The 12297-nt window shown below is 65.9% G+C and carries 11 protein-coding genes; 4 read left to right on the top strand and 7 right to left on the bottom strand.

Translation table 11 applies throughout. The features are described from left to right. Window positions 1-17: 17 nt before the first annotated feature. On the top strand, window positions 18-1196 hold the full coding sequence (locus Rhe02_RS00055; protein ID WP_203906221.1) for a metallophosphoesterase: 1179 nt from the start codon (window positions 18-20) through the stop codon (window positions 1194-1196). Here the strand turns inward: Rhe02_RS00055 and Rhe02_RS00050 are convergent. The 7 genes from Rhe02_RS00050 to Rhe02_RS00020 form a co-directional block, all read right to left on the bottom strand. Further along, complete coding sequence (locus Rhe02_RS00050; protein ID WP_203905903.1) at window positions 1177-1644, bottom strand: hypothetical protein; 468 nt, start codon at window positions 1642-1644, stop codon at window positions 1177-1179. The genes Rhe02_RS00055 and Rhe02_RS00050 overlap by 20 nt on opposite strands. Before the next feature lie 41 nt (window positions 1645-1685). Continuing rightward, a complete protein-coding gene (locus Rhe02_RS00045; RefSeq protein WP_203905902.1) occupies window positions 1686-2363 on the bottom strand; it encodes a recombinase family protein in 678 nt (225 codons plus the stop codon). A gap of 474 nt (window positions 2364-2837) precedes the next feature. Then, entirely contained in the window at window positions 2838-4865 is a 2028-nt protein-coding gene (locus Rhe02_RS00040; RefSeq protein ID WP_203905901.1) for a right-handed parallel beta-helix repeat-containing protein, read from the bottom strand. Window positions 4866-5247: 382 nt separating this feature from the next. Then, window positions 5248-5802: a DUF624 domain-containing protein gene (locus Rhe02_RS00035; protein ID WP_203905900.1), complete on the bottom strand. Its 555-nt coding sequence runs from the start codon at window positions 5800-5802 to the stop codon at window positions 5248-5250. A gap of 144 nt (window positions 5803-5946) precedes the next feature. Continuing rightward, window positions 5947-6900 (bottom strand): carbohydrate ABC transporter permease, encoded by a 954-nt coding sequence (locus Rhe02_RS00030; RefSeq protein ID WP_203905899.1) that lies wholly within the window; start codon window positions 6898-6900, stop codon window positions 5947-5949. A 9-nt stretch (window positions 6901-6909) separates the two neighbouring features. After that, window positions 6910-7962, bottom strand: coding sequence for an ABC transporter permease (locus tag Rhe02_RS00025; protein ID WP_203905898.1), 1053 nt, complete (start codon window positions 7960-7962; stop codon window positions 6910-6912). Window positions 7963-8052: 90 nt separating this feature from the next. Then, complete coding sequence (locus Rhe02_RS00020) at window positions 8053-9744, bottom strand: type 2 periplasmic-binding domain-containing protein (protein WP_239123105.1); 1692 nt, start codon at window positions 9742-9744, stop codon at window positions 8053-8055. 763 nt (window positions 9745-10507) lie between these two features. Here Rhe02_RS00020 and Rhe02_RS00015 point away from each other — a divergent pair. From Rhe02_RS00015 to Rhe02_RS00005, 3 genes are all read left to right on the top strand, one after another. Beyond that, window positions 10508-11551: a LacI family DNA-binding transcriptional regulator gene (locus Rhe02_RS00015; RefSeq protein WP_239123104.1), complete on the top strand. Its 1044-nt coding sequence runs from the start codon at window positions 10508-10510 to the stop codon at window positions 11549-11551. Between the two features lie 65 nt (window positions 11552-11616). Further along, on the top strand, window positions 11617-11895 hold the full coding sequence (locus Rhe02_RS00010) for a hypothetical protein (RefSeq protein ID WP_203905897.1): 279 nt from the start codon (window positions 11617-11619) through the stop codon (window positions 11893-11895). A gap of 47 nt (window positions 11896-11942) precedes the next feature. Then, on the top strand, window positions 11943-12297 hold a 355-nt coding region (locus Rhe02_RS00005), incomplete at its 3' end, for an alpha-L-arabinofuranosidase family protein (RefSeq protein ID WP_505973672.1).

Genomic DNA, 12297 nt, shown 5'->3' with positions numbered 1-12297 from the left:
AAGAGGAGCCCGTAGATATGTCGGTTGGCGAGGCGGTGCAAGCGAAGCCGGCGAGGCGATCGCTGCGCCCGGTGTTCTTCAGCATCACCCTGATGATGGTGCTGGCGCTGCTGTTCGGGGTGCCGTGGTGGACGCTGACCACGAGCGCGGCGCAATGGCCTTCCCCGGTGGTGGCCGTCGGCACGGTGCTGATCGTGGCAGCGTTGCTCGCCTTCCCGGTGCTGATGTACCTCGGTCACGGCCGGCGCATGGACTGGGCCGCCCGCTCCGGCGACACCATGCTCGGCGTCATCTGGGTGCTGTTCGTCTGGGCGATCCTGGGCAACGTCCTGCGCCTGGGCCTGAGCGTCGCCGGGGTGGCAGACCCGCTGCGCTCACGGGTCGTCGCGCTCAGCGTGCTCGGGGTGTCGGCGGTCCTGGTTGTCTGGGGCTACTACGAGGCCATGCGGGTGCCGCGGGTCAGGCGGGTCCAGGTCACCATCCCGCGACTGGGCCGGGGGCTCGACGGGCTGCGGGTGGTGCTGCTGACCGACACCCACTACGGCCCGATCGACCGGGCTCGCTGGTCGGCTCGGGTCACCGAGGCGGTCAACGAGCTTTCGCCCGACATCGTCTGCCACACCGGCGACATCGCCGACGGAACGGTGGCGCAGCGCCGGGAACAGGCCGCCCCGCTCGGCGACATCCGAGCCAAGCTGGCCCGCACCTATGTGACCGGCAACCACGAATACTTCGGCGAGGCCCAGGGCTGGCTCGACCACATGCAGCGGCTGGGCTGGGAGCCGCTGCACAATCGCCACCTGATCGTGCAGCGTGGCGGCGACCAGCTGGTGCTGGCCGGGGTCGACGACGCCACGGCGGCCCACTCCGGACTGCCCGCGCACCGCGCCGACCTGGACACCGCACTGGCCGGAGCCGACCCGAAGCTGCCCGTGCTGCTGCTGGCCCACCAGCCCAAGCAGATCGATGCCGCGGTCGCGGCCGGGGTCGACCTGCAGATCTCCGGGCACACCCACGGCGGGCAGATCTGGCCGTTCAATTTCCTGGTCCGGATCGACCAGCCGGTGGTGCAAGGGCTGAGCCGCCACGGCGCGCGCACCCAGCTCTACACCAGCCGGGGAACGGGTTTCTGGGGCCCGCCGCTGCGCGTCTTCGCGCCCAGTGAGATCACCGAGATCACGTTGCGGGCGGTTTAGCGCAGGTTTCTCCACTGATGTGTGCCTTGAAGGTGGCGCGTCCTGTCCGGATGTCGTAGTGGATCTCTACTCGGAACGCCTCCAGGAACCGTCGTAGCCGATCCGCAGGCAGCATATTGAGGTCTACCGCCATCATCGGAAGATGGTCGAGCAGGCCGGCGTTGCCTTCTTGCTCTGGTGGCGTAGAAGCCGCATGACGCCGTAGCCAGGCCTCGACTGCGGCGTAGCTCTGCTCGAGTTCGAGCATCCGCTTCTTGGCACGCCGGTAGAGCTGACCCTGAGGGTCGTTGTCGCGTTGCAGCACTCGCATGAGGTTGTCCATGTTTTTGTCGAGCTCGGTCAGCTCGCGCCGGATCTCGGCTTCGGCTTTGAGGTGCTCGGCGCGGACGAAGTCGTTCGCATTGGGCAGGCTGGCCTTGGCAAGGGCGAGCCGCGGGTTGGGTGCCATGACGTCAAGGTCAGAGCGGTGCCGTTCCCTGATGCCTGCGGCTATGCGTCTTGCCATGAGTTCCTGCGCGGCGCGGAAGGTGCCACGTTCACGCGGGCTGGATGTGTAGGAACACCTGAGATGACCCATTGGTCTTTGGGATTGTTCTTGCCGGGGTGGCGTTTATCTTTGGTAGCACGGCGGTTCCAGACCATAAAGCCGGTGTATTTGGGGTTTACAAGGATTTCGCGTACAGCACCAGGTGTCCAGCGTCCGACGGCGCGCTCGGGATCGACCGGCTGTGGTGGTGGCCAAGTTTCCAAGTCCTGGTTCAGGTATCCGGCGATGGCTCGGTACGACAGGACGTCCTTCAATCGCAGGTCGAAGATCTGGGGCACGGTTCGCCAGCGGATCGGGTCGGGGGTCAGCTTTGTCTTGTGCTTGCCTTGTGCCCGCTTCGCCGGGACGGGATGCTTGATTTTCTCGGCGATGTAGCCGTAGCAAGGCTTGCCAACGTTGAATCCTTGGCCGGTATGAATCTCTATGCCGTTGCGGGACTTCTCCAGCATTTCCAGCACGTAACACTCGGCGACGCCCTGCTTCGTCCGCCGCAACAGTGTCAGGGCAGCGTTCCGCTCAATCTTGCCGGTCCGACCGGAGCGGATGATGGGTTCATCGGCGGCGATCAGCGGTATGCCCAGCAAGGAGGTCGGCGATTCCGCCGTCACGGGGAATGTCAATGGCGAATTTCTTCCACGCCTCGCTGGAACCGCGTTGGCCGAGTTCGAGCTGCGAGGTCTCGACGTCCCAGAAGAAGAGTTGGATTTCCATTCCGGGTTCGAGAACTGACCTGGAGGATCTCAATTGTCTGGGTAAAGAGAATGCAATTCATCCTCGCTCCGCTGCCGGGTCCCGCCGCGTCGATCTGACGATCGGCCATGTACCGTTCCGAAACTCGGTTACAGGTGCTGATGTGTCGTCTTTGTCCGGCCTGAGATCGATGGCTGGCGGCATGCCTTCGGTCATGATCCTGTCGTTCGGCTACCACCGAGGTCTCGGCCCACACCTCGCCCGGTCGGCCGTCCCAACGGAAGTCCACATCGGCTGGCGCCACCGCCCGAGCATGCAGCTCACGCCACAGGGTGCGCCATCGAGCAAGGGCGCCCCTCGCTCGAACCAGCCGCGAGAGGCGCCACACAGCAGCTCTGACCTGCCTAGCGCCGGCCCGCCGGTTCTGGCGCGGCGAGTATCCGGGTGACGGGCGCCGATGCGGCGAAAGGCCCGGGCACAACCTCACCTCGGAGGATCCCACAGAGGTCGGCGCTCAGGTCCAGGTCAGACCCGTCGGGGTTGGTATAGCCCATCTCGGCTTGGTAGCTGGTCCCGAGGCGCTCGCTGGTCACCGGGGCGACCACGTGGGTGCCCGGGTGGGTCACCTCGACGCGGAGGGTGCCGGCTGCGGTGTCGAGCACCTCGACTCGCACGGGTGATGCGCCTGTGATGATGGCCGTGGGTTCCGCGCGGAACGGCTCGGCGCCCTCCGCGTAGAGGTTGCCCTCGATCCAGACCGGGAGGCGTGGCCCGGCCAGCGCGCTGCCGTGCTCGTTCGGGTACTCCTGCGCCGTCGGGTAGGCGTCGTACTGCGAGGTGCCCACCGGGGTGGGCATGAAGGTGGCCTGCCCGGGCACGCCGTCCATGTCGATCGCGCCGGACCAGAAGCTCGCGAGCGTCGGTTCCGACTGCGGTTCGGTGTGCTCGGCGCACGCGCCGTCGCCGACGAAGACGTTGTTGTAGAACCGGTTGTCTCCACCGAGGATGTTCGAGACTCCGTAGACGGCCGTGGAGTGCGGGAGGTGGTACGGGGTGTACCGCTGGTGCTCGGTACAGTTCGCGATGCGACCGGCGATGTAGTTGTGCACGTAGGCGCCGCCGCTGGACATGTCCTTGACCGCCCACGGTGACAGGAACAGGTTCGAGTCCACGAGGTACGGGCCGTGGCAGACCTCGACCATGAAGTCTTCGGCGGTGGAGGCGTAGAAGACATTGCGCCGCACCAGGGTGCCCTGGGCCTGCCAGTCGAGCCACAGGGCACGGTGCGTGTGATGGATGGTGTTCCCGCTGATCACGGTGTCGATCGCGGCATGCAGCTTGATGCCGGCCACCTCGGCGCCGTGCCACTGACGCTTCACGTGGATGCGGGAGATGTGGTTGTCGCTGATGGTCGAGAACGCCGCCCCCAGGTGCCCGACGATGCCGGCCTGCTCGCAGTCCCGGATCGTGTTGCGGCGCACCGTGTGGGAGCCGACGTGATCCCGGTCCCACGGGTGCGGCTCGCCCGCGGCGGGTCCGCGCAGGGCGAGCGCCCGCTGGATCACCTCGCGCTCGCGCTGTGTGCCGCCCTTGGCGCCCTTCGGCCCTGCGGCGGCCTCGTTCTGCCCGGTGCTGGCCTCTTTGCCCAGCGAGACGCCGACGTTCTTCGAGTCGGTGATCGTGTTGTCCTCGATCACCCAGCCCTTCGACCAGTGCGGGCCGATCAGGCCCTCTTGCAGCGCCGTGGGCGGGGCCCACTGTGTGGCGGCCTTCGTCAAGGTGAAGCCGCGCACCGTAATGTAGTCAATGCCCGTGGCGGCGGGCCAGAAGACGAACTTGCGCGCGTTGATCTCGATCTGGTGCCCCGCCGGGTCGGCGCCCCCGAAGTTCGCCCAGATCGTGGTGACGTCGTCGCCCACCTCGCAGTACCAGGTCAGCAGCGAGCCCGCCTGGTCGAACGAGTCCACGGTGACCTCGGGGTGCTCGACGCCGGCCATGGTCAGCGACTCGTACAACGACTTGCCGTCGAGATACACCTCGCCCGTGTGCCAGGTGTTGACCTGGTCGAAGAACCAGTCCCCACCGATGCGCTCGAGGTAGGGGTTGCGCGACCCGAACAGGGAGTTCGGCACTGTCGCCACCCAGACCCGGCCAGCCGAGCCGGCGTGCGGATGCCAGTCGGCGATCACCTCAGCACCCGAGATCGTCACCTTCTCGAACAGGCCATCCGCGCCCAGCGCAGCCTGGTAGGTGATCGGCGCAGCAGCCGTACCGCCGCGCGGCGGGTTCACCCACTCGCGGTACACGCCTTCGTGCACGACGACGGTGTCCCCCGGCTGAGCCAGCGCCGCGGCAGCACCGATCGTGAGCAGGGGGGCCCGCGCGGTTCCGGCGGCGGTGTCGGAACCAGACTTCGCGACGTGCAGCTCCACGCCGGTAACCTCAGCCTCGGGGACGGGGAGAGTAAGAGCGCTGCTGGCCATTGATGATCTCGATTTCTAAAGGTTTCTATCGGAGGGTGAGCGTGGCGACAGTGCCTCCGTTCCGCTGGACGTAATCCTTCAGGACCTCCACAACTACTCCTTTCAAAGACCCTGTCGAAGTAGCACCCAGCGGTGGCCGCGATTGAGCGCACGAAGGCCAACGACGGACTGCCGCACGGCTGTCCGCGCCTACGGTTACCCCTTGACGGAGCCGAGCATCACTCCCGACACGAAGTGCCGGTGCACGAACGGGTAGATGAACAGGAAGTGCGACTGCGGGAAGAGGACGGAGCCTCGCCCCGAGACAACTTAGGTCCATGGCTGGAGAGCGTCAGACCTCCGCCTCCTTCGGCTCCGGTTGCACGTACCCCCGGGCGACGAAGAACCGCTCGAGCAGGTAGCACCACCACAGGAGGATCAGGCCGGGCGCCACGAACACCGCGGGCATGAAGTTCCAGATGGCGACGCCCCCGAGGACTACGGCGATCCCGAGCAGGAACGTCAGGCTGGGCGTCGTCAGCCCCAACGTGAGCCCGTTGCGCACCTGGCGCCAGGTGGGGTTGGTGAAGCGGGCTGCGAGGGGGAGGCACCAGAAGACCAGGAGCAGGAGGAAAAGTCCGACGACAATGAGCGGCACCCAGACCTCGGCCAGCCCGAGAGTGGGCAGGTAGGAGAGCGTGAGGATGCCCACGGCCGCGACCGGGACGGCCAGCAGGCCGATGACGGTCGCCTGCCTCCAGCTCTGCCGCAAGGCCTTCGTGGCGATGGCCCAGGGGCCCGCGTCCTTGCCCAGGACGTACCGGCGGCACACCTCGTAGGCGACCACCGTTCCCGCTCCCGCCGTCACGACAAGGCCGAGGCTCACGAGCCAGAACAGGCTGATCAAGATGACGGAGCCGAGCGAGTCCAGGATGCGCCACAGTTGCGACGCGGGGTTGTAACGGAAGATGGTCGGGCCCTTTCAGTGTGCGGAGTTGTGGGTCGCTGAGGACGGGGTCGGCCTGCCGCGGTGGGCGGGAGGTCGGCGCCATCAGCCCTTCACGGAGCCGATCACGAGACCGGACACGAAGTGCTTCTGCAGGAACGGGTAGACGAACAGGATGGGGACGGCCGCCACCATGGTGATCGTCGACCGCAGCGCGATCGGTGTGGTGACCTGCCCGCCAGACTGCGCGTTGCCCGTGGCGGCCACGGAGTTCATGCCGGCGTTCATCGAGCTCGCCAGTAGCTTCTGCAACTCGTACTGCAGGGTGGACAACGCCTGATCGCCCGAGTTGTAGAGCAGGGTGTCCAGCCAGGAGTTCCAGCTGCCCACGGCCACGAACAGACCCACCACGGCCAGCGCGGGCTTGCACAGCGGCATCACGATCTGCCACCACATGCGGAAGTCGCCCGCGCCGTCGGTCCGTGCCGACTCGATGATCTCGTCGGGGATCGACTTCATGTACGTGCGCAGGACGATCAGGTTGAACGCGCTGATGATCGTCGGCACCCAGTAGGCCTGGAAGCTGTTCAGCATGCCCAGGTCCCTGATGAGCAGGTAGTTGGGGATCAGCCCGGCGTCGAAGTACAGCGTCAGCACGAAGATCAGGGTGATCGAGCGGCGGAAGATGAACTCATTGCGGCTGAGCACGTAGGCGAGCATTGAGGTGAAGAACAGGTTTGTCGCCACCACCACTACCGTCTTCAGGACGCTCATGAAGAACGCCTGGTAGATCGTGGTCATGTTGAACACGACGTTGTAGTTCTGCAGCGAGAAGACCCGAGGCCAGATGCCGATCCCGCCACGGACGGCGTCGTTGCCGTCGTTCAGGGAGATGGCGAGCGTGTTCAGCAGCGGGTAGATCATGAGCGCCGCGAGGGCCAGCAGGAAGGTCGTGTTGAGCGTCGTGAAGATGATCTGCTCGACCGTCCGCTTGCGACGCCGTGACCCGCCTCGTGATGCGCGCCGCGCCAGAGGCTTCGCGACAGTGGTGAGTGACATGAAGTCCTCCTAGACCAGCGTCTCTTGGTTGAGGCGCTTGGCCGCTAGGTTCGCCGAGCCCACCAGGATGACGGCGACGATGGTCTTGAAGATGCCCGCGACGACGGCGAGGCTGTAGTTGCCCAGCTGGTAGCCATAGCGCAGCACGAAGACGTCGATGGTCTCGGACTTCTCGGACACCAGGCCGTTGCCGAGGAAGTACGGCAGCTCGAAGTTCGTGGACAGGATCCAGCCGCTGTTGATGATGAGCAGCACGACGATCGTGGGCTTGATGCTCGGGAGCGTGATGCTGAACATCTTGCGATAGCGGCCTGCTCCGTCGACCTCGGCGGCCTCGTACAGGCCCGGGTCGATAGCAGTGATCGCGGCCAGGTAGAGGATGGTGTTCCAGCCCAGCTCCTTCCACAGGTTCGTCCCGGCGACGATCTCCCAGAAGTAGTTCGGCTGGGTCAGGAACAGGACCGGATGGTCGACGAGGTGCAGGCTCATGAGGCCCTGGTTGATGAACCCGCCGGAGGAGGGCAGCGAGAGCGCCACCGATGCCAGGCTCGCCACGATCACCCAGCTGAGGAAGTGGGGCATGTACGTGATGTTCTGCAGGATCCGCTTGAACGGCAGGTTCTTGACCTCGTTCAGCAGCAGCGCCAGGACGATGGCCCCGAAGGTCCCGACGATCAGGGTCAGGACCGACTGTCCCATCGTGTTGACCACGACCTGGCGGAACCGCTCACCGTTCACACCGGTGAACAGGTTGTGGAAGTTTTGGAGGCCCACCCACTGCTGGTTCCAGATGCTGCCGCGACCCGGCTTGTAGCGCTGGAAGGCGATCGCCCAGCCGTAGACCGGGACGTACTTGAACAGGATCTGGTACATCAGCAGCGGGACGGACATCGCGAGCAGGGCTCGCTGCGCCCAGACCCTGTCCCAGGTGATCTTGCGCTTGGGATCCTTCGCCGCCTTCTTTCGGGCCTTGCGCTTCTGGGCACGCGAGCTGCTCGCGGGCTCCAGGGCCGGTTCGAGCCCGGTGGCGGTCACAGGGGTGCTGACCGTGGTGTCCGTCATCTGTCCAACCTCGTCAGGAGCAGTGGGTGGTAATCGAGAACGCGTCGTGGTGGGGGGCGCACGCCGCCCACCACGACTGCTCGCAGACTGTTACCAGTTGGCCAGACGGTTCTTGACGCCAGCGTTGACTGCGTCCTCGTACACCTTGACGTCGACCTTGTGGATGGAGTCGACGTAGGCCTGCCAGTTCTTGTCGAAGTCGGCGGGCTTGCCGGCGATGATCTTCGGCAGGTTCTGCACGCTGGTGTCGGTCAGCTGCTGGTTGACCTGGCTGGCGTTGTCGGAGAGCTTGATGTTCCACGCCGGGTAGTACTTGGGGTTCTCCGGCGCCTTGTTCATGAAGTCAAGCCAGGTCTTCTTGCCGTACTTCGCCATGAAGTTCTTGTCGTAGTCGCTCAGCGTCGCGTAGAACTCGGCGGGCTGGTCGTCGGGGCTGTAGGCGTTGCCGTCGGAGAACTTGCCCTGGTGCTTGGGCAGCATGTCGAGCAGCGCGTCGAGACGGTTGTGGGAACGCCAGGTGATGTCCTTGTAGTTCTTGCGCTGCTCATCCGTGCGGGAGAAGACGCCGTCGGCGCCGACCTGGTAGTCCTCGCCGGCGATGCCCCAGGAGAGCGTCTTCTGCCACTCCTCGCTGAGCATGGTGTCGAGGAACTTCAGTGCCTTCTGCGGCTGCTTGCTGGAGACCGAGACGCCAAACCCCTGGTTGATGTTCATGACGGGGCGGTCGGCGAACCAGGCCGTCACCCCGTCGTAGACGGGCATGACGGGCACGTAGGTGTGCTCGTCCTTGTGGGCGCTCTGGAGCGACTGGGTGGCGGTCCCGAAGTCCCAGCCCTGGTCGTGCATGCCGAGGACGGCGCCGCCGGCCAGCTTCGCGGTGTACTGGTCGTACGTCAGGGTGAAGGACTCGGGGTCGACGAGACCTGCGTTGTACTGCTGGTTGAGGACCTTGTAGAAGTTCTTCGATATGTCCTTGTCGGCGTAGATCGACGCGTGGTTGTTGCCGTCGACGATGACGCCACCGTTGTTCGGGGAGCCTGCCAGCAGCGCCGGCGGGTTGGTCATGCCCCACTCACGGCCCTTGGACGCCAGAATCTCGAAGCCGACGGTCGGGGCGCCGTTGGTCTGGGGGTACTTCGCCTTGTAGTTCGAAATGAGCTGGAAGTAGCGGTCGAGCGTCATGTTGCCGAGGTCCGGGTAGCCGGCGTCCGCGAGCACACGCTTCTGGATCCAGAACGCGGGACCGTAGTAGGTGCCGCCGGTGACGTCGCCGTAGAAGCGGTTGTAGTTCGGGAAGATGTACAGGCCCTTGTCCACCTCATCGCCCGAGTAACTCATCTTCTTGATGTCGTCCTTGACGTGCGCGGCGAGGTTGGGGTAGGCCCCAGTCTTCAGCATGTCGTCCAAGCGCCGGAGAGCGCCGCCCTCCAGGAAACGCTGCTTCAGGTCGCCGGTGCCGATGAGGTCGGGGTACTGACCGCCCGCGAGCATGACACCGATCTTCTGGTCCTCGTTGTCCGGCGTGACGATCTCGTACGTGAGGGTGACACCAAGCTTGTCCTTGAGCAGCTTGGTGATCTTGTTGTCGGGTGCCGGGGCCTGCTGGGCCGACGTGATCCAGACCGAGAGCGTCGTCGGGTTGCTGGGGCTCAGCGGGTCCGACTTGTCCGCGCTCTCGGTCTCCGTGCAGGCAGCCAGGGCGATCAGTGCCATGGCCGTGGCGGCCACGGTGAGCCGCCGCCCGGCCCGGCGCAGGTCGCCGAGTCTAAGGGTGCGCTTCATGTATCTCCTTACGAGACCTGTCCGGACGTCTCTGCTGTGAGAAAACTGTCCGGGCGAATGTTTGACCGGAAGCTGTGCGCTGCGGACGCGAATTCGGCTCACGTCTTAATCCCGGCGTGATTTTAGCGATAAATTTTAGCGATAAAATAAAGAGGCGATCGGGTTCCGTCAAGCCCCGCGCACGAACCGAGACTCCGCCGTGACGTCCCGGTCCACACGCAAGGAGCCGCATGCGCCCACACCCTCCAGAACGACGCCCTGTCGGCGTACAGGTTGGCGTGGACACGCTGCGTGACTGCCCGTTCACTTTGGCCACTTCGGCGGTGGCGGTGGTAGGCCGAGGTCACGGCGAAAGGGGATGGGCTCGATCGAGGGATACGCCGTCGTCGGCCTTCCAGAGCGGGCATAGTCAGCCGGTGACAGCAGGCCCCCGGGCCGTACCTCGATGGCGGCCAGGTCCAGGGACCTGACAGCTGCCCGGCGCGGCGTGCGCGAAGCGGCCGGCCAGCCGCGCTGGTTCGAGCCCGCCGCCCGACTCTTCCGACGGACGACGAGCTACCCGACGCCGACAGGCGGGCATGCCCCACCCAGCGTCACGGCAGTCGACTCTGGATCATGCAGAAGCTGGGTACGTTCAGCCGTACCCGGCTGGGTACCTTCGCTCGCCCCGTCAGGCTGGTTGGCCTCACTTGCCAAGCCGTATTTTATCGATAATATGACGGCACCCCGCGGTGTGGCCTGGCCGCGAGCCTCTAGTCAGAGGTTGCTGGGCTGGCAGAACCTCGCGGAAAGGATGATGCACATGGTGACGATGGCGGACGTCGCCCGTGAGGCGGGCGTCTCGGTCATGACCGTGTCGAACGTCCTCAACGAGCGCCTCCCGGTCGGCAAACCGACGCGTGCCCGTGTCATGGCCGCCGTCGAGGCTCTGGGGTACGAGGTCAACCTAGCTGCGCGACACCTGCGCGCGGGACGGACCGACACCGTCGCCTTCATCGTGCCCAGCTTCCACGACTACTTCGGTGAGATCGCCGACAAGATCGCGCCGCTGATCGAGGCCGGGGGGCGGCACCTCGTCCTTGAGCGGACGAGCGCCAGCCCGGAGAATGAGATGGCGGCGCTGAGCGTCGCGCGACTCCGGTTCTACGACGGCGTCCTGCTGTCGGTCGCCGGCCTCGACCGCGACCAGCTGGACCGCGTGCGCACGTCCAAGCCGATCGTGCTGCTCGGCGAGCGTGACGTGCCCGACCGCTTCAACCATGTGCGGCTGGCGAACGAAGAGGGCGCCCGCCTCGCGACGGCGCACATGATCGAGCACGGCTCGCGGCGCATCCTTGCGCTGGGCTGCACGTTCGACACCGCGCACATGATGACGTCGGACCGCCGCATTGGCTGGGAGCGCGCACTTCGCGATGCCGGCCTAGACGTCGACGCACGCTATGTGGTGCCCGTCTCCGACTACACGTCGGCGGATGCACGCTATGCCCTGCTCGACGTCATCGCGTCCGGTCTGCCCTTCGACGGCGTCTTCGCCGTCACCGACATCATCGCGCTCGGCGCCGTCGCGGCCCTGGCAGAGAGCGGGCTTCGTGTGCCCGTCGATGTCCAGCTCGCCGGGTTCGACAACCTCGACATGGCGAGCTTCGTCCCGCCCGGCCTCACCTCCGTTGATGCGAACCATGAAGGTGTCGCCGAGACCGCGGTGGGTCTGCTGCGCCGGCAGATGGAGGGCTGGACAGGCCCGGCCGAGCACGTCGTCGCGCCCGTCCGTCTCGTGGTGCGTGGCTCCACCCGCGGTGGCGCGTAGGGCCGTGCGCTCGCGCGCGGAACGCCGCGCCCCTCCAGCCCGAATCGGTCGAAGGAGACCACGCTGTGAACGCCCCTGCGCGCACGTCCGCCTTGCGGGCCGTGCCCGCATCCCCGATCGCCGGGATGCGGGCACGGCCGCTGCCGATCCCGTCCGTGAGCCTTGTCGGTGGTCCGCCGGCAGCCTGGCAGCAGCGCAACGGCGAGGCCACCATTCCGCACTGCATCGAGCAGCTGGAGGTCTCCGGTGCCCTCGACAACTTCCGCCAGCTCCGAGATCGAAACGGCCCTGGTGGAGCTGTACCGGCTGACGGGAGAGCGCAGGTACTTGGAGGCCTGCAATGACGGAACACGCAATTGATGGGAAGACAATGACGACAACCACGACCGCAGTGATCGATCTCGACCTCCCCGGCGCCACGATCAGCCGGCATTTGTACGGGCACTTCGCCGAGCACCTGGGGCGCTGCATCTACGGCGGGTTCTGGGTGGGTGAGGACTCGCCGATCGCGAACGTGCGGGGCATCCGGTCGGACGTGGTCGAGGCGTTGCGGGCGATTTCGATCCCGAACCTGCGTTGGCCGGGCGGCTGCTTCGCCGACGATTACCACTGGCGTGACGGCATCGGCCCGCGCGAGAACCGCCCGCGGATGGTCAACTCGCACTGGGGCGACGTGGTGGAGGACAACGCGTTCGGCACGCACGAGTTCATGGACCTGTGCGAGCTGCTCGGTGCGGACCCGTACG

It is taken from the genome of Rhizocola hellebori (assembly GCF_016862955.1).
In the GTDB taxonomy this organism is placed as follows: Bacteria; Actinomycetota; Actinomycetes; order Mycobacteriales; family Micromonosporaceae; genus Rhizocola; species Rhizocola hellebori.
The sequence above is the reverse complement of the archived record's forward strand: the minus strand, read 5'-3'. Positions and strand labels throughout refer to the sequence as shown.